General features: G+C 39.5%; 17 protein-coding genes and 1 tRNA gene. 6 read left to right on the top strand and 12 right to left on the bottom strand.

Translation table 11 applies throughout. The features are described 5' to 3' along the window. Positions 1-168: 168 nt before the first annotated feature. Positions 169-1,851 carry an AMP-binding protein gene (locus BVH04_RS02520; RefSeq protein WP_086539756.1) on the bottom strand — a complete coding sequence of 561 codons (1,683 nt, stop codon included), beginning with the start codon at positions 1,849-1,851 and terminating at the stop codon, positions 169-171. A 76-nt stretch (positions 1,852-1,927) separates the two neighbouring features. Continuing rightward, positions 1,928-3,085, bottom strand: coding sequence for an acyl-CoA dehydrogenase family protein (locus BVH04_RS02515; RefSeq protein WP_086539755.1), 1,158 nt, complete (start codon positions 3,083-3,085; stop codon positions 1,928-1,930). 171 nt (positions 3,086-3,256) lie between these two features. On the opposite strand from BVH04_RS02515, the gene BVH04_RS02510 reads away from it, so the two are divergent. After that, on the top strand, positions 3,257-4,222 hold the full coding sequence (locus BVH04_RS02510; protein ID WP_086539754.1) for a phosphotransferase: 966 nt from the start codon (positions 3,257-3,259) through the stop codon (positions 4,220-4,222). Then, positions 4,219-5,463 (top strand): ADP-ribosylglycohydrolase family protein, encoded by a 1,245-nt coding sequence (locus BVH04_RS02505; protein WP_086539753.1) that lies wholly within the window; start codon positions 4,219-4,221, stop codon positions 5,461-5,463. Before BVH04_RS02510 ends, BVH04_RS02505 begins: the two co-directional genes overlap by 4 nt. 567 nt (positions 5,464-6,030) lie before the next feature. Here the strand turns inward: BVH04_RS02505 and BVH04_RS02500 are convergent. From BVH04_RS02500 to BVH04_RS02480, 5 genes are all read right to left on the bottom strand, one after another. Continuing rightward, entirely contained in the window at positions 6,031-6,618 is a 588-nt protein-coding gene (locus BVH04_RS02500; RefSeq protein ID WP_086539752.1) for a hypothetical protein, read from the bottom strand. Between the two features lie 375 nt (positions 6,619-6,993). Further along, positions 6,994-7,509, bottom strand: coding sequence for an acyl-CoA thioesterase (locus BVH04_RS02495; protein WP_086539751.1), 516 nt, complete (start codon positions 7,507-7,509; stop codon positions 6,994-6,996). A gap of 2 nt (positions 7,510-7,511) precedes the next feature. Continuing rightward, positions 7,512-8,147 (bottom strand): bifunctional nicotinamidase/pyrazinamidase, encoded by a 636-nt coding sequence (gene pncA, locus BVH04_RS02490; RefSeq protein WP_086539750.1) that lies wholly within the window; start codon positions 8,145-8,147, stop codon positions 7,512-7,514. Continuing rightward, a complete protein-coding gene (locus BVH04_RS02485; protein ID WP_086539749.1) occupies positions 8,125-9,621 on the bottom strand; it encodes a nicotinate phosphoribosyltransferase in 1,497 nt (498 codons plus the stop codon). Before BVH04_RS02485 ends, pncA begins: the two co-directional genes overlap by 23 nt. A gap of 55 nt (positions 9,622-9,676) precedes the next feature. Further along, positions 9,677-10,489: a DMT family transporter gene (locus BVH04_RS02480; RefSeq protein ID WP_086539748.1), complete on the bottom strand. Its 813-nt coding sequence runs from the start codon at positions 10,487-10,489 to the stop codon at positions 9,677-9,679. Positions 10,490-11,269: 780 nt separating this feature from the next. Between BVH04_RS02480 and BVH04_RS02475 the strand changes: the two genes are divergently transcribed. Beyond that, positions 11,270-12,217, top strand: coding sequence for a transporter family protein (locus BVH04_RS02475; protein WP_086539747.1), 948 nt, complete (start codon positions 11,270-11,272; stop codon positions 12,215-12,217). A 1-nt stretch (position 12,218) separates the two neighbouring features. Here the strand turns inward: BVH04_RS02475 and BVH04_RS02470 are convergent, their stop codons facing one another. The 3 genes from BVH04_RS02470 to BVH04_RS02460 all read right to left on the bottom strand — a co-directional run bounded on the left by BVH04_RS02470 (position 12,219) and on the right by BVH04_RS02460 (position 15,236). Beyond that, positions 12,219-13,256, bottom strand: a complete 1,038-nt coding sequence (locus BVH04_RS02470) for an IPT/TIG domain-containing protein (protein ID WP_086539746.1) — start codon at positions 13,254-13,256, stop codon at positions 12,219-12,221. Between the two features lie 114 nt (positions 13,257-13,370). After that, positions 13,371-14,363, bottom strand: a complete 993-nt coding sequence (locus tag BVH04_RS02465) for a hypothetical protein (protein ID WP_086539745.1) — start codon at positions 14,361-14,363, stop codon at positions 13,371-13,373. A gap of 6 nt (positions 14,364-14,369) precedes the next feature. Then, on the bottom strand, positions 14,370-15,236 hold the full coding sequence (locus BVH04_RS02460) for a carboxypeptidase-like regulatory domain-containing protein (protein ID WP_086539744.1): 867 nt from the start codon (positions 15,234-15,236) through the stop codon (positions 14,370-14,372). A 408-nt stretch (positions 15,237-15,644) separates the two neighbouring features. On the opposite strand from BVH04_RS02460, the gene BVH04_RS02455 reads away from it, so the two are divergent. Then, positions 15,645-16,094, top strand: a complete 450-nt coding sequence (locus BVH04_RS02455; RefSeq protein WP_086539743.1) for a peroxiredoxin — start codon at positions 15,645-15,647, stop codon at positions 16,092-16,094. A gap of 291 nt (positions 16,095-16,385) precedes the next feature. Here BVH04_RS02455 and BVH04_RS02450 read toward each other — a convergent pair whose 3' ends face one another. After that, a complete protein-coding gene (locus BVH04_RS02450) occupies positions 16,386-17,036 on the bottom strand; it encodes an ABC transporter ATP-binding protein (protein ID WP_086539742.1) in 651 nt (216 codons plus the stop codon). A 141-nt stretch (positions 17,037-17,177) separates the two neighbouring features. Here BVH04_RS02450 and sucC point away from each other — a divergent pair, with 141 nt between their 5' ends. Then, positions 17,178-18,392: an ADP-forming succinate--CoA ligase subunit beta gene (gene sucC, locus BVH04_RS02445; protein WP_086539741.1), complete on the top strand. Its 1,215-nt coding sequence runs from the start codon at positions 17,178-17,180 to the stop codon at positions 18,390-18,392. A gap of 40 nt (positions 18,393-18,432) precedes the next feature. Further along, positions 18,433-18,506: transfer RNA gene (locus BVH04_RS02440), tRNA-Arg, on the top strand. Between the two features lie 421 nt (positions 18,507-18,927). On the opposite strand, the gene BVH04_RS02435 is transcribed toward BVH04_RS02440, so the two are convergent. Continuing rightward, a complete protein-coding gene (locus BVH04_RS02435) occupies positions 18,928-22,230 on the bottom strand; it encodes a VCBS repeat-containing protein (protein ID WP_140160504.1) in 3,303 nt (1,100 codons plus the stop codon). Positions 22,231-22,308 lie beyond the last annotated feature (78 nt).

The following is a 22,308-nucleotide window of genomic DNA, read 5'->3' as shown; positions in this document are numbered from 1 at the left end:
TTTGTCTTTGCTTCGCTGCACAAAATACTGTAAGCATGCCGAAAAAAAATACCCTATACAGGGTATTTTTTTTAAAAATCTAGGTGATTGATAAATATAGTCAGCGTTCAGTTCCTCACCTCACCCTGTGACTGCCAATTGCTCTCTGCAATAACTGCCATCTGACCACTATTTCCCTATCTTCTCCATATGTGCTTCCTTGATCATTCTTCTCAGGATCTTGCCTACATTTGACTTCGGTAGTTCATCTGTGAAATGAACCTCTTTCGGACATTTGTAATTCGTGAGGGATTCATGGCAATGTGCTATGATTTGCTCCTTGGTGATTGACTTGTCTTTTCCCACCACATAAGCGACAACCCGCTCGGTGGATCTATCATCTGGAATACCGATCACGCCGACTTCCAAAACTCCCGGATAGGAAGCGATCACGTTCTCGACTTCATTTGGATATACATTGAAACCGGAAACCAGAATCATCTCCTTTTTCCTATCCACAATCTTGGTAAAACCGTCTTTGTCCATGACTCCGATGTCGCCTGATTTGAACCATTCTCCCATCATTACCTCGGCAGTATCTTTCGGTTTGTGCCAGTAGCCCTTCATCACCTGTGGCCCTTTGATGCATATCTCACCACGCTCACCCACCGGAAGGATATTGCCTTCCTCGTCTATGACCATCATTTCAGTATTGGGAAGGGGAAGGCCGATCGTGCCATTCCTCTCTGTTCCGTCGATGGGATTGCAGGAAGCTACCGGGGAGGTTTCTGTTAGCCCGTAGCCTTCTGCCACCGGAGTTCCTGTCAAGGCTAGCCACTTTTCAGCAGTTGCTTTTTGCACCGCCATTCCTCCTCCTACAGCTATTTTCAAACTACTGAAATCAAGAGACCTGAAGTCTTCTTGGTTAAGCAATCCATTAAATAAAGTATTGACGCCTGTAAAGACTGTAAACTTCTTTTTTGAAAGTTCTTTGATAAAAGCAGGCATGTCTCTAGGATTGGTAATCAAAAGATTATGTGCACCGATTTTGAGCATGGCAAGGCAATTTACCGTCAGGGCAAAAATATGATATAACGGAAGCGCTGTCACGACAATTTCCTCCTGCTCCTTCAACTTCGGCTTCATCCAGGCAGAAATCTGCTGCATGTTTGCTACAATATTTCCATGCGACAATTCGGCTCCTTTGGACACACCAGTGGTACCGCCTGTGTATTGAAGAAAAGCAGTATCCTGCAGAGCAAGTTCTACTGGCTTAAATTTATGATTTGCACCTTGTGCCAATGCTGATTTGAAAGAAACAGCCTTAGGGATAGAGTAAGCTGGCACCATCTTCTTGACGTACTTCACTACCAGATTGACTATCGTTCCTTTGAAGCCTCCCAGCATATCACCTATCTCAGTTACTATGACATGCTTGGCTGGAATCTCGGGCAGAATTTTCTCCAGATTAGTGGCAAAATTGGCCATGATGATGATCAATTCAGCTCCAGAGTCATGGAATTGATGCTTCATTTCTGAGGAAGTGTAAAGGGGATTGGTATTCACCACGATCATACCAGCTCGAAGCGCACCAAACATCGCCACTGGATACTGAAGGGTATTTGGCATCTGAATAGCTACTCTGGTGTCTTTTTTCAGTCGTAAAACCTGAGTAAGATACGAAGCAAAATCCTCACTGAGCTTATTTAACTCATTGAAGGACATTGTTTTGCCCATGCATTCATAAGCCACAGAATCTCCGAACTTCCTTACACTTTCATCAAAAAGCTCTGCGATACTGGAATAGGCTGTACAATCTACTTCCTTAGGCACAGAATGCGGATAATGGTTAAACCAGGAAAAATCCTTCATAGTATGAGTTAATATTGGGTGAATCTATTTTTGTTGAATTAATCGAAAACTTGGCTCTGGTCAAAAGGATTTTTAACTATTTCAAGATTTTTCTCGCTATCAGTTCCTTCATTATCTCATTAGTTCCGGCATAGATCCGCTGCACCCTGGCATCAGCATAAGCTCTAGCCACGCCATAATCCCACATATATCCATAGCCACCATGCAGCTGTACACATTCATCAGCTACTTTACATTGCAACTCAGTCATATTGTATTTTGCCGCTGAGGCCATGGCAGAATCCAATTTGCCATCATTGTGAAGCAGAACGAGGTAATCGCAGTAAATCCTTCCCTGCTCTAGCGCTGCACACATCTCTGCCAATTTGAAGCGGGTGTTCTGGAATTCGGAAATCGCCTGATTAAAAGCCTTTCGCTCTTTCACATACTTAATTGTCTCCTGAAGCATGTATTCACCCAATGCTACCGCTGCCAACGCCACCACCAAACGCTCCTGCGCCAGTTCGGTCATCAGGTATGTGAATCCTTCTCCTTCTTTACCCAGCAAATTTTCCTTGGTGACTTTGACATCTTCAAAAAACAACTCGCAGGTATCTTGTGCATGCAGACCTACTTTATCAAAAGGGAGACCTTTTGTAAAGCCTTCCATGGAATTATCCAGTAAAAGCAGGCTGATTCCTTTTGCACCTTTCTGGGGGTCTGTTTTCACCGCGACCACCACTACATCAGATAGATATCCATTTGTAATAAAAGTCTTACTGCCATTCACCAAATAATAATCCCCATGGTCTATTGCGCTTGTGCGGATACCCTGCAGATCACTACCAGCTCCCGGCTCAGTCATTGCCACTGCTCCTATGTATTCACCTGAAATCATCTTAGGAATATACTTTTCCAAAGCTTGCTCAGTTCCAAAGCGCAAAATGTAAGGCATCACGATATCATTATGAAGCGGGTATCCAATTGCTGGAGCAGAGCATCCACTCAAGCCAAGTTCTTCTATGAAAATGGCGTTGTAGCGAAAATCCTGCACATTATTACCTCCAAGATGCTCTGGGGCTTGTATTCCCAAAAAACCATTTTCTCCAAGCTTGAGCCAACTTTCTCGCGACACCATCTTATCTTTCTCCCATTGGGAATTATATGGGGTTATTTCCTGTGCGATAAAATCTCTTACACTGACTCTGAAAAGATCGTGTTCTTCAGTGAAAAGGGTTCGGGGTAGTCCAAACATGGTCTCTAAATTTTAGGGTTTAATTCAGTTCGAAATTAAGAAATTAACTCCTTACACGTTGTTTTGTCTTTGAAAAGACCTTTTGCCTATCCGTGTGCAACTTATACAAAATCGTGTCAGTCTAACTAAACTTATTTATAGTTTCGCTACTTATTACATAAATCCAGTACAATGATCGATCTAAAGGAACAATCCAGTCTTCATACGCTCCACTCTCTCCCACTCTGGAAAGAAAATGAAAAGCTCCTTTCAGCTGCCCCCGCGGGAGAAAGCAACATGAATCTGGTATTGCGTATAAAAACAAACTTGAGATCAGTTATCCTAAAGCAGTCTAAACCCTTTGTTCGGAAATTCCCACAGATCCCAGCTCCGATAGATAGAATTGAGATTGAACTTTGCTACTACCAGCTCATAGAGGATGATGAAGTACTCAGTGGCTACAGCCCAAAAGTCATTCTCTACAATGCCGAACATCACATACTACTCATTGAAGATCTGGGAGATGGAATGGACTTCAATGACATTTATGCTCAAGGCTATACCTGGAAAACGAAAGATTTTCATTCTATCAGCAAGTATTTGAATGCTTTGCATGAACTGGAAGTGAGCAATTTTCCCGATAATCTGGAAATGAGAAAGCTAAACCATGAGCACCTTTTTCACTTTCCTTTTATGGAGGAAAATGGATTTGATTTAGATACTATTCAGCCGGGTTTACAGGTGATCAGTTTGAAGTATAAAAAAGACACTGAGTTGAAATCTGCCTTAGAAACTCTTGGAAAGCGGTATTTATCGCACGGCACCACTTTATTGCATGGGGATTTCTACCCAGCTTCCTGGCTCAAAACTGAGAACGGAGTCAAAATCATCGACACTGAGTTTGCGTATATGGGCGACAGCGAATTTGATCTTGGGGTTCTTTTCGCACATTTTGATTTGGCTAGAATGGATGCCAGTTTTCAGGAGGATTTTTTAAAAAGTTATGAGCATAGCTATGCTGAAAACTTGGTGAATGCATACCGAGGTATGGAGATCATGAGAAGACTCATAGGCATAGCACAACTTCCCTTGTCACTTTCCTTAGATGAGAAGAAAAAACTTTTAGAAAAAGCCAGAACCTTTATTTTGTCCCAATGAAAAACCTGAACATCGTCTTTCTTCTGTTTATCCTATTGACCGCCTGCGGCAAAAAGACATCCAATATTCCTATCCAGTTTTCTGATGAACAAGTACCAGAGATGGGACTAACAGAGAAACAATTGCATGACAAAATACTGGGAATGCTGGTGGGATCAGCCATTGGGGACGCGATGGGAGCTCCTACCGAGATGTGGTCACGAGACGCTATCAACTTGGAATATGGATTTGTAGAAAGCCTTGACTCCATGATTCGTCAAGTGTCTTCAGAAGGAATTTGGATAGCCAATCTGCCTGCTGGTGGCACCACTGACGATACGCGCTGGAAGGTATTGACTTCTACATATCTGCTTACGCAAAAGCATGATGAGTTGAATGCGAAGGATTTTGCGAAGCAAATACTTACTACTTATGAGTCTTATGCTAAAGAATTTAAGGAGATAAAAAGCACTGATCCCGAGCCATTTGAATCAGCTTCATTAAAACTAGGGTGGTTGCAAGAATGGGCAAAGGTAAGTAAGCCTTTTATTGATGACAATCTGGTTGGATATGCTGATTCACTGGGAAAATTTTACGGAGGTGAAATGGTTTGTGCGGGGTTGTTGTACTCTCCTACCTTAGGTTCTTTCTTTCCAGGAAATCCAGAAAAGGCATACCAGGAAGCTTACAAACTTTCTTTTTATGATTTGGGCTATGCCAAAGACATCTCAGCACAATCCGCAGCCATGACAGCAGCTGGAATGAAGCTCAATGCCACGAAGGAAGATTTACTCGCATCCTTACGTTTGGATCCAGCCAATTACTTTGAAAGCAGGTTGGTAGGTAGAACAGCTTATAGCATTTTGAAAAATGCGCTCTTGATTTCTTCCGAAGCGGCACAGCAAGACACTTTGGGAAATCTACTTCACCCAGATAGCAAAGCGCTCCAATTTGCTTTTGCGCAGCTAGATGAGAGACTGCAGGATATGCCTTTTCATGCAGGTGAAATATGGCTTCAGACACTCACAGCTATGATTTATTCAGATTTTGAGTTTATGGGAACACTCACTTTTCTCGTAAATTACGGCAGAGATAATGACACTACAGCCGCAGTAGCCGGTGGGATTTTAGGAGCTTTTTATGGCTTTGAACAATTACCAAAACTTGAAAGAGAAAAAGTGTTGCAAGTGAACAAAGAGATGCTGGGAACAGATCTAGAGCAAATCGCGAATGAGTTGACAGCTCATATGTTGGGCAAATAAAATCCGGCCACAAAGCCCACAAAGAAAAGCGTAAAAACAGTCTAGGTTAAACCTTTTTCTGTATGTACGCTTTTCTTCCTGTAAGCGAATTCTCTTTGGTCAATGCGTTGGAAGACCGATGACCGAAGAAAACCAGAATTCAAGGTGTCTATGAATTTTTGATCCTATAAATTTTCTACTGGCAAGATTCCGTATACTCACCAACCTTTTTATCTTGGACCACATAGTCACATAGAAAAACATAGATTCTGGTTTAAGTCTCCTGACTTGGACCAATTGAAATGCAGTCCTCAGACTGCTTCCAATGGGTAACGGCGAAAGATTTTTTGCCCCTTCCGCATTGTATGGAAAAAAGTATTTCATGATCGGTTTACAAACTCAATGATCAAGGAGTTAGGTTAATATTAGATTGTTCCCTTTGCGGAATCTTAGTGTCCTTTGTGGTTAAACCATTTTGCATTGGCCCTCTCTGCGCAAACCTTCGTGCAGTCTTCGGTTAAAAAAACTAAAAGAAAAAACCCCAAATCTCACGATTCAGGGTTTGGACACAAGAGGCTGGATTAGAATTCAAATATGTATTGTGCGGGTTCTGCCTTTTGCGTCAGTAACTTCGATATAGACATCCTCAGCATGAACTCCATTTAATCTGTAGTCTTTTCGGAATCCTTCTGGCTGATCTACCATTTCCTCATGAAGTAGTCTATCATCTGAAACCCTCTTGATTTTGACATCTACTCCAGCTTCTTCTAATCCTATGACTAATAGATTAATCGTATAATCATTTACTTTTTTACCATAAGCCATGAGCGGGTAAACAGTCGGCGTTTCCACCTCTTTCTCGACAGTTTTTACGGTGTAGATCACTTCCTCCTCATCTGTAGTGATCACTACTTGATATTCTGCACAAGGAAGGCCGTTCAAATCGTACGGAACACGTAGATCCTCATTTGCTTTGACAGATCTTTGATGAAGTTTGATGCCGCTCATATCATAAATGGCAATTTTTGCTTTACCGACACCTCCACTGAGAAGAACTGAAATCTTCTTATAGTTCGTGTAAACGGATGAATTTGCTTTCAAATCTTCCAGATCATTGGAGGCAAAAGTACTGGTAGCTAAAAGTCCAGCGAGAGCGAATGTGATTAGAGTTTTCATAACATTGTTGGTTTAGAGATATGCTTGTCCCTGTTGCGAACCATGTACCAACTGTGTCAGAAGGGCCTTTCAAAGCCATTTTCAGAAGGGCTTCTTTTTATTGAAATTGTATTTGGCACAATATATAATTTGGCTAATACTTCAATTCCTTACTGATAACTGTTCTAAAAATGATCGCTTTACCTTGAAATTGTATTGCACCCGCACAGTTTACTACTGATTCGGAAAAAATGCAGGTTACACTCTATTGTAACTAATAGTAAATATTAATTTTTTAAAAAATTATAAGTGCCTGAAATTAAATGATTTAAAAAATAAAAACCTGTACGCTCGTGTACAGGTCTTGTTCGCGTAGATACATAAATTTGATTTATGTCAACTCTTTCTAAGCTCCTGTGAAAGTGATTTCACCCTATCTTTTATCTGAATTCCCGAAATATCGACTTTCATTGATGTCGCCGTCAGGAATTCATTCACTGCTCCAGCGTGATCTGTAGATTTCCCTTCCGCCAGTGTCACGTAGCGCATCGTTGTCCACAATAGGGTTTTCAATTGAGTCTCGCTATCATCCGTCATGAAATATTCTAAAACCACCGTATTATGATTATGCCAGATAATGCGACTCTTAATCCGTACCCACTCACCCACCATAGCTGGCTTTACATAGGAAATATTGTGATTATATATCACCCAGGCAGCCTGATATTTTTTGATGAAATCCATCATCTCCACGCCGTAAAGCTTTGGCACTTGATCTTCCCGTGCATTGAAAAAGTAATCGAAATACTTGGCGTTATTCAAATGTCTAAGCGGGTCACAATCCTGGAATCTAATCAGAACTCTGCTTTCTGTCTCCTTTGGATAATGCTTCTCTGAGTTATATTCAAACATGATTAATCTAGTATGGCTGTACTATCGATAAGTTTCACTCCTGCTTTTTTCATTTCATCCAAAGCCTTACCTCCATCTTCAGGTGAGAGGTTTACTGCTCTGGTCGCATCTGTGATCAGATAAGTTTTGAATCCCAAACTGACTGAATCCAACGCAGTGAATTTCACGCAATAATCCTGTGCAAGTCCCGTCACAAAAACAGTCATTATTCCTTCGTTTTGCAGAAAATCCCCAAGTCCGGTATCTTCTCTTTGGGCATTGTCAAAGAATCCTGAGTAAGAATCAACTTCGGGATTTTTGCCTTTTTGGAAAATAGCCTTCCACTTGATTGGGTTCAACTCCTCATGAAACTCGGCTCCTTCAGTTCCCTGCACGCAGTGAACTGGCCAGAGAATCTGCGGTAAACCATTTAAGTCGATCAGCTCTCCCTCGCTTTTACCCATATGATTTGCAGCAAAGCTTCCATGATTTGCCGGATGGAAATCCTGTGTGGCGACTATGAAATCGAATTGCTCCTGCAGTGCATTGATGACTGGAACGACCTCACCTCCACTATTAACTGCCAATTTGCCTCCCGGCAAAAAGTCATTTTGTACATCCACAATCAGTAGTACGCTATTTTTCAGATTCATTGCCATTATCAATTTGTTTTGCTTTCAATACCAAATCCATACGCAATTGATGCAGATTTTCTTCTAAACCGATCGGATACAAATGCGGGTTTACCAATCTCTTATGTGTCTTGTCCAAAAAATTCAGCTGATCTTGAACCCTATCTCTGATCTGATTGATTGTCGGCAGCTTGTAAATCAGCTTGCCTTTAGTAAATATTGGCTTCAATAATATTTCCTCCTGATAATAGGCGGGCATCATTCGCTTTCTTTTCGTAGGATCATTTGGATCAATAATTAAAGCTGCCTGCGGGTCAAGTTCCTGAGACTCCAGATAGATCATATCTGCAACTGCTTTTCCCTTGGAAAAAAAACGCTTTACCGTATGTAATCCGGGAATATTGATTTTTATCGATTGCTGCGAAAGCTTGATTTTGGGAACCCAAGTACCATTTTTATCTTTGATCGCAGACAATTTATAAACTCCACCCAATGCTGGCTGATCAAAAGCGGTCACCAATTTCGTCCCTACTCCCCATACATTGATAGAAGCTTCCTGTCCTTTCAGAGAAGTAATGATACTTTCGTCGAGATCATTGGAAGCGACTATTTTCGCCTCAGGAAAACCTGCTTCATCGAGCATTTCTCTTGCCACGTTACTGAAATAGGCCAAGTCACCGGAATCGATCCGGATACCGACCATTTCTTTGCCTTTGCTTCGCAAAGCATTTCCAACTTTGATGGCATTCTTGATTCCATTTACTGTGTCATAGGTATCGACTAGGAAAATAGATTGATCTGGAAAAGCATCAGCATAGGCTTCAAATGCTTCCATTTCGGTTTCGAAAGACATGATCCAGCTATGTGCATGCGTACCGGATACCGGTATTCCAAAAAGCTTTCCTGCCATCACATTACTCGTGGAAGTACAACCGCCTATATACGCTGCTCTCGAAGCAGCCAAACCACCGTCAATTCCTTGAGCACGGCGTAGACCAAATTCCAAAACTGGTTCTCCTTGCGCAGCCAGATTAATTCTTGCAGCCTTGGTGGCGATCAAAGTTTGGAAATTGATAATGTTCAAAAGTGGCGTTTCTAGTAATTGACATTGGATCAGTGGGCCTTTCACGCGCACCAAAGGTGAATTGGGAAATACAACCGTTCCTTCTTCCACTGCATCGATATCACAGCTGAATTTCATTTCCCGGAGGTAATCCAAAAATCCACTTTCAAATAACACCTGATCACCCTTGCCTTTCATCGTAGCCAGATAACTCAAATCTTCCTCGCTAAATTGGAAATTTTTGCAATAGTCCACTATATAATCCAACCCAGCAGCAATGGTAAATCCGCCGTGAAAAGGATGCTTTCGAAAGAAAAGATTGAACACAGCTTCCTGCTCAGCTTTTCCTGACTTCCAATAAGCATAAGCCATGGTCAGCTGATAAAAATCTGTCAGAAGCGCAAGTGAGCCTTGATATAGATCTTTCGTGATTTTCATTTTTCGTTTTAGCTTAACTCAAAAATAACCTCCTTTAATTTCCTGTCCAATTCATTTACGAAACTTGCTTCACCCGCATATTCAGTAGAATCCCCAACAAAACAAGCCCCATTCCCACATAAGCTAAGGCATTGAACGTCTCTCCGAAAAAGAAGAACCCAAATATCAACGCGTACACTATTCCTATATAGGTAAGACTTGCCACCTTTGAAACGTTGGCATTCTGATAGGCAATAGTCAAGAAATACTGCGCAGTCTGGGTGCAAATACCTATAAAAAGCAAAATCCCCCAATCCCATCCGACTGGATTCACCCAACCAAAAGCTGAGACAATTAATGCAAATGGGAGCGTCACAAGAGGGAAATAGAAAATGATGACCAAAGGATGCTCTGTGTTCTTAAGCTTGCGGATGACATTATAGGCCAAGCCAGAGAAGATCGCGGAGATAATCCCAACTACTGCCCAGAATGTATCTACCCGAGCATCAACCCCCTGAATGACGATCACACCTACAAAGGAAATAGCAAAGAATAAGAATTGAATAGGCTTTACTTTTTCCTTCAGAATGTAAATTCCGAAGATAGTGGTAAAGACCGGAGACAAATATTGAATAGTGACCGCACTTGCCAGAGGAATATTTTGAAGCGTGTAGAAGAATGAAATCAGACCTATAGATCCTACAACCCCACGGATAATCAGCCATTTCTTATTGTTGCCAAAGACATTCACCTTTTGCTTTTTCAAAACCAAATAGCTAAAAACCAATGAGAAAATAGATCTGAAAACTATAATTTCTATGGCGGGAATATGCGGAATGTACTTGACAGAGACATTCATCAGAGCGAAAAAAATTCCAGCCAAAAGCATGGACTGGACACTGTTAATCTTCAAAATAGTAGCTTTTCAGAGTGATCCTTTTTTAAGGAATTTGTCGGAGCAATAGTTCAAAAATTCTAACAAATTGATCTCACTTTCACCAAATATCATATTGGATAAGCACCTCGACTTAAAGAATAAATCATAACAACTTAGTGGAGTAGGACGAAGACTCACCTAAACTCTTTCAATAAATTCATAGGGTTTAGTAAAATTCTTGCAGTTTTTAGATCTATGCAGATCTTCTTCAGGTATAGTTATAGCTAATCTCGCAGATAAATTCTAAAGAAAAACTTGAGCAAAAGCTCCACAATCTCATGGTATAGGTCTCTAATACTTAAGTATGCCAACTTCACAAACCATTTGAACCATTATTTCCATTTGATTATTTGAAGATATCCGAATATGAATATACTTTTTTCAGTAAAAAAAATTAAATTCATATCAGTAAATTTCTTAACATTAAATCAGTCAGTATTACTCTTTGTTAGAGAATAGTTGTTTTGGTTAGCCGTTAGTTGGTTCGGCCGATAAAAATGCTTTGACTTTCAAGTACTTACGCCTTTAGTATCAATTCTTTATGGCACACATAATCCTTTAAATAATAAAATTGTTGGTAGGGAATATGAGCTAAAGTTCAATACTAGTTAGTCCCCAAAATTGCATCAAAATGAATGAACTTTAGCTGAATGAAAACTAAGTACTTTTCTGAATATACTAAATCATGAGCTTAATAAGTCTAACCAAATAGAAATTTTTATTCATTATTTTATGAAACATTTAGGTCTATTGTCCATCATTTATTGTTTCATTATCCTTACTAGTTTTGGTCAGGATAAAATCTTATTGGATTCCGCAAAGGATTCCGATAAGATTGAACAAAAATACAGCGTATTAAAAGATTCCATAGCCAAATATAGACAACTAATCCCTGCTGTTTCTTCGATTGTAATTAATAGTGGCGAAATCGAAATTGTTTTCTTTAGTTCACTGGCATATGCTGGCAGCTTTAGAAATGACCTTGGGAATAATGATGATTTACCTTTTCTACAAACGTATTTACAAAATGGCCTTCAAGCCACTTATGGAATTAAAAGTGATCGACTGAATCTTGGATTAGATATTAATACAGGATTGGTTGATATAGACAACAATGCAAATAATTTTCCATCTTCTATTTTCCGCAAAAAAGAGTACCCTGACATTTCCACTGGCTTAACTGTTACTTCTATTGGCCCAAGAATGAGATGGAGGCCTTTCCTGAAGAATTATAATCTTGTCATACAAGTGAGCACTTGGTTTCCTACCTATGGAAAATCTGACTATAGTTATCTGTTTGGGTTGGAACAAGTCTACGCTAATGCTCAAATATTTTATAATCAACCAATCACCAAAAAACTATTCTTGTTTTCTCAGATCGGTATGCAATATGGGATTAATAATAAGAAAAGCTCCAATATTTACATATTCCCATTTTCGCTTTTTCTAAGTTATCTGGCAACTCAAAAAGTAATTTTCTTCGGGTTTGGCAATCACGTGCAAATCCGATCAAATGAGAGTATTTTCAAGAATGCAGGAACAACTCAACTTGGCCTTGGCACGCAATATCAGCATTCTAAGAATTATGCACTCAACGTTTATTATGCAAAAGAAGTTGGAGGTAAAAACTATTACTCTTATGACAACATTTCTTTAAGTATAAGAGTGTTAATAGATTAAATCAGTTATCACAATTATCCACCCCATTGACTCTCCTATCGAAATCACATTCGAAAACCTCCCCTGAAACTGATGATACTAGTATCATTTTGAGAATACATGGGTTAACATATTCTGATGAAAATTGACCTGCCCAGATTTCGCCAGTATTTTTGTTTTTAATTTGCACATAGTTTAAGGAGTTATATTTCTTCCCCTTATCATAGCTAAACTCGTAATATCCTTCTATAAATGAATTTCCATTAGCATCGATTAGGTTAAGATCGTCAAATGTTCCTTTTATTTCAATTGTGCCATTTACTACAGTTTGATTAACAGTCTTTATGTTAAATAAACCACATGACCAGTTATTAGAAATAGTGGGAACGTAGGCTGGAGGAGGAACTGCAACTATGGAAAAGTTAACCACAGGCACTCCAGCTGGAGGAGGGCCAGATACTGTAAAATCAAATGTATTTGATTCGCCTTTTGGTGTTATTATTTTTAATTTAACTATTCCAGAAGGTAAGCCATCAGGGATGGTAGTTGTCACCACATTTCTATTATTTGTATATACTGGAGAAGGAACGCCATTGAAAGTGACCCGTGAAGCTGACAAATTCTCACCATAAATCAATAAAGGATACTTTATGAAATTATTAGAAGGATACAAACTCACGAGTTTAGGCGGCCCAGAATCCACCACTCTAGTATCTTCTAGTACTTCAAAGGTCATGATATTGGAATTACCCCCCTTGTTTACAAGAGTAATAGAGTTAACACCCAGATCTGCTCCAGGAGGGACCACAATTGTGATACTATTTTTAGTACCTAATGCATATTCAGACTCCGTCTGGTTGAATAAAATTTTGCTTGGATTATTTAAATTCTGGCCAGTTAAAAGCACTGGGTCTCCTATATACCCTTTTGAAGGTGATATAGAGTCAAGAATGGGAACAGGAACCTCTTTTGATTCACAACCCACTATTACAATTACGACGAACAAACTCAATATGAGTTTTTGGCCGATCTCGATAAGGGAAAATAGTTTCATCATCATGTCTTTAAAAATTTATTATATCAAGTTCTTTGGTTTATGAGAGAGTCTTTCATATAATTACTATTATAAATGAATAAACAAATTAACTATTATTACAATTAATTTAAACCATATTCAGTTCCTTAAGTTGGCTAATAAAACCAGCGCTCTTTTATCCAACTCAGCTAATCTTCTATCCAATTGAAATTCGGTTTGATCTATTTCTCTTAGTATAGATTCTTTAATTTGTTTTTTCTCCGAACTTTTAATTTTACCATGAAAGTAATTATTTATATCTTCCAATTTCAAATTTAATACAAAAATATTAGAGCTATGAAGCTCACCCAATGCATAGTTAAAAACTTCTCGGGCTTCTGAAGTCCTTCTCTCACTTTGCCAAAGTTTCTGTATCTCTACTTCATAGGTACTATGCTCTTTATTCAACTCTTCATATGCAACATTATAATTATTAACCGCATCTGTGAGTAACAACAATGCTTGTTGGTCATCAAAAGCATGTCTGCTTACAAACTTGAAGGCATCTTTGATATCTTTTGCTTCATTAATATAATTTAATAAGGTAATGGACATTTCTTGATAAAATGAAGATTGTTTATCTTCTAGATCTATTTCCTTTTTTAAATCTGATATTTTAATATCTGTTAAGGATTGTATATCATTCCTGAAAGCATTTAAAGTCTCTTCTATATCTCCTTGATTTATTCCAATTTGCTCTAAATTCGCCTTTATTTCGTTGTTACTTCTTGCTATTGCCTTTGTTAGAATATTCATAGTGGACTCCCCAATGATAACTTCTACCAATATATCCACATTCTTAGGAACACTTATCTTCCCTTCTCTGGGATAAATAATAGTTGACTCGTTATTCACCAATTCTACAGTAACTTCATTAATATCCTTAGGTATTGCAATCGCAAAAACACCGTCTGTACCAGATGTACCTGTCCCTAAATCTAAAAGCCTAATTTGAATATTTTGAACAAGCGAGTCCAACCCATTTATATGCACTAACCTTCCTCGAAATATTTGGGTTTGCTGAGCCAAACATAATATTGACTGCATGAATACCAATAAAAAGAGAAACGAATTTGTTATATATACTTTCATAGCTCTTCAATTTGCCACAATTTTAAAGCTCAGTGGTGACTGCGAATCTAAAGTCACATTTTCATTGAACACGATTTTACCTTGCAATAAAATCTTAAGAGGTATTTTCCTTCCCTGTTCGATAGGCACTTGGATATTAAAGTCTCCAATTTCATTGGTGGAACCCGTGGCTAGACCTGAGCTGAAATTCAATATCGCATTGGGTATAGGATACCCTTTTTCATCGGTTACGCTACCCCTAACCACAGTTGACTTGTAAGCTTCCTTCTTTTTCACCTGAAGGTCAAGAGCTCGCTTGTCCTTAGAAATTCTTATGCCCTCTGGACTGACCAATTGGTAACCTTCCACCAGTAATTCTATCCTAACATTTTTATTTTGAAATTCATTGGGAATCGTCGAAAAGACAACCTCTCCTTCCCTGATATTTCCAGTATAGGTTTTATCATCCAAGTACAATCGCATGCTCCCATCGTCAAACTGGCTTGTTTCCTGATCTTCGCTTAGAATCCTTACCTTTAAATCAAAAGTTTGACTTTCCTCCATTAATTTGGGAATATAAAATCCTCCAATGACCACAAGCAAAAAAATAACGATTGGTCCGGTTAATTCAAGTTTTCCCGGTAATCCTTTTCCATCTGATGTATAAGACGCGTAGGATTTCATCGCACCTGATAAAAAAGCAGCAGAACTAAAACCTAATGGAATTAATATTAAGAAATAGATTTTGTTTGTAATTCCAAAATCGCTTAACCTGTTTCCGAATACGATCAATAAAAAAGATGCTGAGAGCGAAATAAAAAATGCTATTGCGCTTACTGTTATCCACCTCTTCTGACTTACAGTCATTTTTTGATTTTGATCATCTGACTTCATATGGCTTGCCTAAAGTTGAGTCTTAATTAACTGTAAAGGATTGTACTTGGACTATGCCTAAAAAAAAGCTATTTTATTGATTCGCTTAAAAAAATTTGAATCTCAAATAAATAGTCATCTCACGATTGAGCGCCTTGACTTATTCATCACAATATACATAATAAAAGTTTCAATCTATTCATAACTAAATAGTTGCACTTAATTAGAGTATTTTAAAATCTCCGGATTTTTCTGGGCATACTTAATTAAACTTTCGAGACGAGGATAATCTGCCTTTGAACCCGGTCAAATGACCAAAGTTGGTTTTACCCGAGTTTTTGAACAGGCAATTTTAGCTATTGCTTTGATTAGCAATAGACAATTTCACAAACATCCGAACCATTCTTTCCAACTTGGGTTTTACAATTTATGGCATTGAAAAAAGGAAGTATTGCACCGCAATTTATTCTGAAATCCACAGGAGCTAAATCAGTTGATTCATCAAAAGATCTCAAGGGAAAAGCATTTATACTTTATTTTTATCCTAAAGACTTCACGAAAGGATGCACTGCAGAAGCCTGTGAATTCAGAGATCAGTTTGAAGCTTTTCGAAATTTGGATATCCCTGTTTTTGGGATCAGTAAAGATACGATCACTTCTCACGAGCGATTCAAAAAAGAACATAGGCTTCCTTTTGATTTGCTTTCCGATCCAAGTGGGGAAGTTTGCAAGTCCTACGATGCGCTCATTCCACTGATCAAAATGCCAAAGCGGGTTACCTATCTAATAAATAAAGAATATAAAGTAGAAGCTGTGTTTTCAGACATGTTCGAGTCGAAGGGACATATCCAGAGTATGTTGAAGAGTCTGCAGAAATAAGATTGCAAAAAAATCTCTCGCCACGGCGCGCCGGCGCAACGTTTTTAACGGTTGAGGTCTTTTTTTGACCTCAGCGGTTTTTACCTTCTAAAGTCAATAAATTTTACAAATCAGAAAGAATATTTGTTCTCCCGGTAGGGCGCAAAGGTGCAATTATATTTAATGAAGCGTTTTTTTTTAATTAAGAAGGTGTCTCCAAATCCGCAATCTCTCTTCTAGAATCGTGTAGTTACGAATGTTTAAAGCAACCTAGGATTCGCTCATCCGTCATCAGGCATCGGGCATTTATTCTCAAAGAATCAACCCATCCTGCATCACAACCTTTCGATCTGCCATCGCGGCCAGCTCTTCGTTATGCGTGACGATCACGAAAGCTTGGCCGAGTTCTTTGCGGAGCTTGAAAAACAACTCATGCAGTCCTTTGGCATTTTGAGTGTCCAAGTTGCCGCTTGGCTCATCTGCAAACACCACCGCAGGGCTGTTTATTAAAGCTCGAGCCACGGCCACTCGCTGCTGCTCTCCGCCCGAAAGTGTAGATGGCTTGTGATCCAACCGATGAGAGATACCAAGCAATTCGGCTAGTTCTCCTGATTTCTTATTCAATTTCGCGGGAGAAGTTTGGCCGATCAGTCCCGGAATGATAATATTTTCCTGGGCTGTGAACTCCGGAAGAAGATTATGAAATTGAAAAATAAAGCCAATTCGTTCATTTCTGAATTTTGCCAACTCCTCCCCTTTTAGATTGAGGAGCATTTTCCCATCCATCTCGAGAGTGCCTTGGTCCGGATGATCCAAAGTCCCAAGAATATGTAGAAGTGTACTTTTTCCTGCTCCTGAGGAACCGACTATGGAAACAATTTCAGAAGTTAAAATTTCGAGATCTACTCCTTTTAATACTTGTAGGCTTCCATAGGATTTATGGATTCCATTGGCTTTCAGCATGCTAACATTTTTTATTGATTCAAAAATAGGACAATTGCTTATCCCGGTCGGGAATTAACGGCTTTTTTTGCTGAAAAAGGAAAAAGCCGCGTTTGATTTATCGAGTCTTAGGGCTTAACTTCGGGCAAAAATTTCCAAAGGATGAATATTCACGAATATCAGGCTAAAGAAGTATTAAAAGGTTACGGAGTCCGTATTCAGGAAGGTATAGTCGCCGAAACACCTGAAGCAGCTCATGAAGCAGCCGTTAAGTTGAAGGAGCAAACCGGTACGAGCTGGTTTGTGATCAAAGCTCAGATTCACGCAGGCGGTCGTGGAAAAGGCAAAGTCAATGAAACTGGTTCTAATGGAGTTGTACTTGCTAAGAAATTAGAAGACGTCGCTGAAAAGGCTAAAAATATCCTTGGCGGTACATTGGTAACTCACCAGACTGGCCCAGAAGGAAAAGTTGTAAATAAGGTTTTGATCGCTGAGGATGTATATTATCCAGGTGCTTCTGAGCCAAAAGAATATTATTTGTCCATCCTATTGGACAGAGCTACGGGAAGCAATGTAATCATGGCCTCTACCGAAGGTGGAATGGACATCGAGGAAGTTGCAGAAAACTCCCCTGAGAAAATCATGAAAGAGTGGATCGATCCTAAAGTTGGTCTGCAGCCTTTCCAAGCTAGAAAAGTAGCTTTCGGACTTGGTCTTTCTGGAAATGCACATAAGGAAATGGTAAAATTCATCACTGCTCTTTATAATGCATACGAAGGAACTGACTCTTCTCAGTTTGAGATCAACCCAGTATTGAAAACGTCTGATGATAAAATCTTGGCAGTAGATGCTAAAGTGAATATCGACGACAACGCGCTTTATAGACAAAAAGAGTTGGCAGCATTGAGAGATGTGGCTGAAGAAGATCCATTAGAAGTAGAAGCTGGCGAATCAGGACTGAATTATGTGAAACTTGACGGAAACGTAGGCTGCATGGTGAATGGCGCTGGTCTTGCGATGGCGACTATGGATATGATCAAGTTGGTAGGTGGCGAACCTGCTAACTTCCTGGATGTGGGAGGAGGGGCAAACGCTACTACAGTGGAGGCTGGTTTCAGAATCATCCTTCAGGATCCTAATGTAAAAGCTATCTTGATCAACGTTTTCGGTGGTATCGTAAGATGCGACAGAATCGCTAGCGGTGTGGTAGAAGCTTACAAAACAATCGGAGACATCAGAGTTCCTATTATCGTAAGACTACAGGGTACAAATGCTGCCGAAGGTGCAAAAATCATTGATGATTCAGGATTGAAAGTATTCTCAGCGATTACGCTGAAAGAAGCTGCTGACAAAGTACAGGCTGTACTCGAAGCATAATATATAAAATGTATTGAGGAGCAATCCTCAATACATCATTGCACTCGTAGTTCAACTGGATAGAATATCAGATTTCGGCTCTGAGGGTTGAGGGTTCGAATCCTTCCGAGTGCACAAAAGCCCTAGGTTTCCGCCTAGGGCAAAGTATCTAAACTCCTTGATAATTATAAAAATCAGTGAATTATTACTGAAAAATTAAGAGTTTAAATGAATTAAAAGACTGATTTTCAAAATTTTTGAGAATTAATCAAATTACTACACTAGAAGCAAATCAAAACCTGTAAAGAAATTCTTTACAGGTTTTTTTGTGGATGAAACTCTTAAAATTTCCACAATTGCCTGTAATCCCAATATAAGCGACTCTATCTTAAAAATAAAAAACGGCAAGGAAAGCTACTCGATTTGAAGCTTTACCAATAAATAAACAAATGTGTATCGATATAACTCACAAAAATCCAAACGATTGATATAAACCTAATTTACCCTTCATTTTATCTAATTTAACTAACTTCAAGTATCTTCTAGTTACTTTGCATCACGGCCAATTACTAGAAATACTGGATGAGTCGAATTGAAAAACTTTTGACTGACCACCATTTTGAAGAACCAAAAGCAAAACTTTCTCGCTTGCCAGCTGGATTTTTTCTATCGCTTTAGTATTTCCTTTCACCTGAAAACAGCTTTTCCTTGCTGAAATAGATTGGAATCCTGTCTCCGGATTGAACAACAGCACTCCACCTAGTGAGGCATCCTGCTGCCCAGCTTGCATCTCCATGCCGTAGTCATTGCCGACAAAGATTAAGTCTTCAAATCCATCGGAATTGACATCCAACACCTGTGCATCCAGTAGTGGAGAAAACTGGGACTCGATAGGTAATTTGGTAAGCTCAAAGTTGAAGTCGCCCAAATTTTCCAAATAATAAGAGGAAGAGTTCGTCACCTCATACCTACGGGCAAGTGCCAGCTCATCGGCTCGAAAAGTACGCTTGAGATCTGCGATTGCATAGCTGTTATAATCGGGAAATCTTTTTTTAATTACTGGAATTTGGGCGATCAATAAATCTCTTGGATACTTGACCACCTCATTTTCAGCATTGAAATAGGTCAAAACCTGGTCTCTTGTGCCATTGAGATCAAAATCACCATAGTACAGACGAACAGGTCTTTCCAGTCTGGGCTGATCCAATTGATTATCTCCCAGATTTCCCAAAATCAAATCCATATCCCCATCTTGATCAAAGTCAGCTGTGGTGACGCTCCTCCACCAACCGCCACCAAGTCTGTGAGAAAGATCCATTCCGATTTCAAAAAACTGTCCATTTCGGTTTTGAAATATTCTTACCTTACCCCATTCCTCAACTAGGACCAAATCATCAAATCCGTCCTGATCCAAATCAACCAGTTCAATATCTCCCACAATTCCAATTTTGCCAAGTCCTTGATCCAACTGAAAGTCGACTCTGGAAAACTTCCCAGACTGGTTGATAAGCACATAACTATCAGAGCTCATCGGAAAATAGCCAGGCAGAATACTTCCGCCAATCACTAAATCCAGATCACCATCTTGATCAATATCACTTGCTTTAATTACTGCCGAATTATTTGGGGATTGAGGAATCGCTGATACATCCCGCTCAAACTTGCGGTTCCCTTTGCCTAGGTAGAGTCTTGTTTCATAATGCTTGTCTCCTACTTCAAACCGGTTGCCTCCTGATAGCAGAACCAAGTCCATATTTCCATCTCGATCTGCATCTAAAATTGCTATTCCGGAATCATGAAAAGGAATGGTCTCCTCCAGACTCAATCTTGTAAATGAATCATCCGCATTATGAAAGAAGATAGAAGTGGATTCGCCCACGCTACCTCCCACGATTAGATCATCCAAGCCATCACCATCCAAGTCTCCAACTTCTGACACTGGGCCATCTGAGGAATACTTTCTTGGCAAGGCCCCCTGCACTTGAAAATCATTGTAATCGGGTTCTGCATGAGTATAGTCCAGCCCTTTCACTTCTGCTTCGATGAAAATCTTTTTGGAACTAACCGTTAGATGCTCTGGCAATACAGTTTGGTTGGGAGCATACTCAATTTCAACGATCTTGTTGTAAGCGGTATTGAATGCAGATTGAATTTTACCATCTGGCCATTTCACCCAAAGAGCGACCAAAGGATCATCTATTTTCCATCCAAAATTCAATCTGGGATCTACCGATGATTTATACCCACGAACGGGGTATTTTTCAAGAAACTGGAAGCCACTCTGAGTCTCCAGCCAGACTTTTGCTCCCAAGGCATCAATATTACCTTTTGACCCCTTAAGATTGATAGTTATATAGTTTGAATTGGGAGACCTTGCTTCCAGCGTTCGATTCTCATGGATTGAGGCCTTTTGATCAATATTGTTTACGATCAGATCCAGATCGCCATCATTGTCATAATCTACATAGACCGCACCGTTGGAGAATGTTTCTTCTTCCATTCCCCAGTTCAAGCTTTGATCTTTGAATGTCAAATCTCCTTGATTTTGAAAAATAAAGTTGTGGAGATTCACGCCTTCGAGAAGATTCATTTCCTTGAGAATCTCCTCCCGCTTTGCCTCAGGTGTACCAAATGCTGAGGTATTATTGGAATAGACGATGTAGTCCAGATTGGTCACATCCTTGCGATAGCCATTAGTGATAAAAAGATCCTTCTGTCCATCCAGATCAAAATCTGCAAACAAGCTTGCCCAACTCCAATCGGTTTTTGCGATTCCTGCCAATTGACCAATTTCGCTGAATTTCCCGCCCTGATTTAGCTGAAGGGTATTTCGCACATATTGAGGTTGGTAAGATTCGTGAAGATTCATTTTAAACTGATTGTAACTGGTGGGTAGTAACATCATTTTTTCACGAAAATTATCCGCAGGAAGCATATCCAACACCACGATATCGGGCCATCCATCGTTGTTGTAATCTGCCACATCATTGCCCATACCATTCAAGCTTTGATGGGAAAGTCGATCGGTAATCTCGTCTAGGAAGGTTCCGTCTTGTTGATTGATATAGAGCAGGTCGTTTGACAGAAAGTCATTTGACACATAGATATCAGGCCAATCATCACCATTTAAATCTGAAACGGAAACGCCCAATCCCCAACCTTCTTTCAGTATTCCGGCGGATAGGGTTACGTCTGTAAATCTTTTCAGGCCATCATTTCGGTAGAGCCGATCATTACTTGCAGCTGATCCGTCGACGACTTTTGGTTTGATGTTTCCCCTATTATAAGTCTCCAATGCATTGTTTAATACATACAGATCCAAGTCGCCATCTTTGTCATAATCAAAAAATACGGCCTGAGTTCCATATCCTGAGTCATCTATGCCATAGCTAGCTGCCTCTTCCGTGAAAGTCAGATCACCTTGATTTATGTACAATAAATTACGAGTTGCATTCTTTTCAAATCCCGCTACGCTGACATAAATGTCCGGAAATCCGTCTTGGTTGATATCTACAATGCTGACTCCTGTACACCAGTCAGAGTTTCCTCCAAGTCCAGCAGCATCAGTGATATCCTGAAATTTTTTTCCTTTGATATTGTGATAGAGCTGATTAGAAACCTGGTTTCCGGCAAAAAAAACATCCATCCAGCCATCTTGGTCAAAATCTGCAACTCCCAGTCCGGCGCCATTGTAGACATATTCAAATTCGATTGCATTGAAGGAGTCTGACAGAACTAGATCGTTAGAAAAATGAATCCCGGAGTCTTCAGGAGAAATCTTTCGAAATACTTCTTTATCCAAATCATTACAGCTAATCAGTATCGAAATAAAACTAAAGGCAAGTAGAGTTTTTTTCACAGAGACGATTTACGAATTGACTATTTACTAATATGTTTCTTCTCATAAGTGCACTTAAGGAATTAAAACAAAATCTTG

Source organism: Algoriphagus antarcticus (assembly GCF_002150685.1).
Taxonomy (GTDB): domain Bacteria; phylum Bacteroidota; class Bacteroidia; order Cytophagales; family Cyclobacteriaceae; genus Algoriphagus; species Algoriphagus antarcticus.
The sequence above is the reverse complement of the archived record's forward strand: the minus strand, read 5'-3'. Positions and strand labels throughout refer to the sequence as shown.

Excerpts from the sequence above, each read along its gene's own strand:
- BVH04_RS02520 (WP_086539756.1), bottom strand. The coding sequence starts at position 1,851 with ATGAAGGATTTTTCCTGGTTTAACCATTATCCGCATTCTGTGCCTAAG.
- BVH04_RS02515 (WP_086539755.1), bottom strand. The coding sequence starts at position 3,085 with ATGTTTGGACTACCCCGAACCCTTTTCACTGAAGAACACGATCTTTTC.
- BVH04_RS02510 (WP_086539754.1), top strand. The coding sequence starts at position 3,257 with ATGATCGATCTAAAGGAACAATCCAGTCTTCATACGCTCCACTCTCTC.
- BVH04_RS02505 (WP_086539753.1), top strand. The coding sequence starts at position 4,219 with ATGAAAAACCTGAACATCGTCTTTCTTCTGTTTATCCTATTGACCGCC.
- BVH04_RS02500 (WP_086539752.1), bottom strand. The coding sequence starts at position 6,618 with ATGAAAACTCTAATCACATTCGCTCTCGCTGGACTTTTAGCTACCAGT.
- BVH04_RS02495 (WP_086539751.1), bottom strand. The coding sequence starts at position 7,509 with ATGTTTGAATATAACTCAGAGAAGCATTATCCAAAGGAGACAGAAAGC.
- pncA (WP_086539750.1), bottom strand. The coding sequence starts at position 8,147 with ATGGCAATGAATCTGAAAAATAGCGTACTACTGATTGTGGATGTACAA.
- BVH04_RS02485 (WP_086539749.1), bottom strand. The coding sequence starts at position 9,621 with ATGAAAATCACGAAAGATCTATATCAAGGCTCACTTGCGCTTCTGACA.
- BVH04_RS02480 (WP_086539748.1), bottom strand. The coding sequence starts at position 10,489 with ATGCTTTTGGCTGGAATTTTTTTCGCTCTGATGAATGTCTCTGTCAAG.
- BVH04_RS02475 (WP_086539747.1), top strand. The coding sequence starts at position 11,270 with ATGAAACATTTAGGTCTATTGTCCATCATTTATTGTTTCATTATCCTT.
- BVH04_RS02470 (WP_086539746.1), bottom strand. The coding sequence starts at position 13,256 with ATGATGATGAAACTATTTTCCCTTATCGAGATCGGCCAAAAACTCATA.
- BVH04_RS02465 (WP_086539745.1), bottom strand. The coding sequence starts at position 14,363 with ATGAAAGTATATATAACAAATTCGTTTCTCTTTTTATTGGTATTCATG.
- BVH04_RS02460 (WP_086539744.1), bottom strand. The coding sequence starts at position 15,236 with ATGAAGTCAGATGATCAAAATCAAAAAATGACTGTAAGTCAGAAGAGG.
- BVH04_RS02455 (WP_086539743.1), top strand. The coding sequence starts at position 15,645 with ATGGCATTGAAAAAAGGAAGTATTGCACCGCAATTTATTCTGAAATCC.
- BVH04_RS02450 (WP_086539742.1), bottom strand. The coding sequence starts at position 17,036 with ATGCTGAAAGCCAATGGAATCCATAAATCCTATGGAAGCCTACAAGTA.
- sucC (WP_086539741.1), top strand. The coding sequence starts at position 17,178 with ATGAATATTCACGAATATCAGGCTAAAGAAGTATTAAAAGGTTACGGA.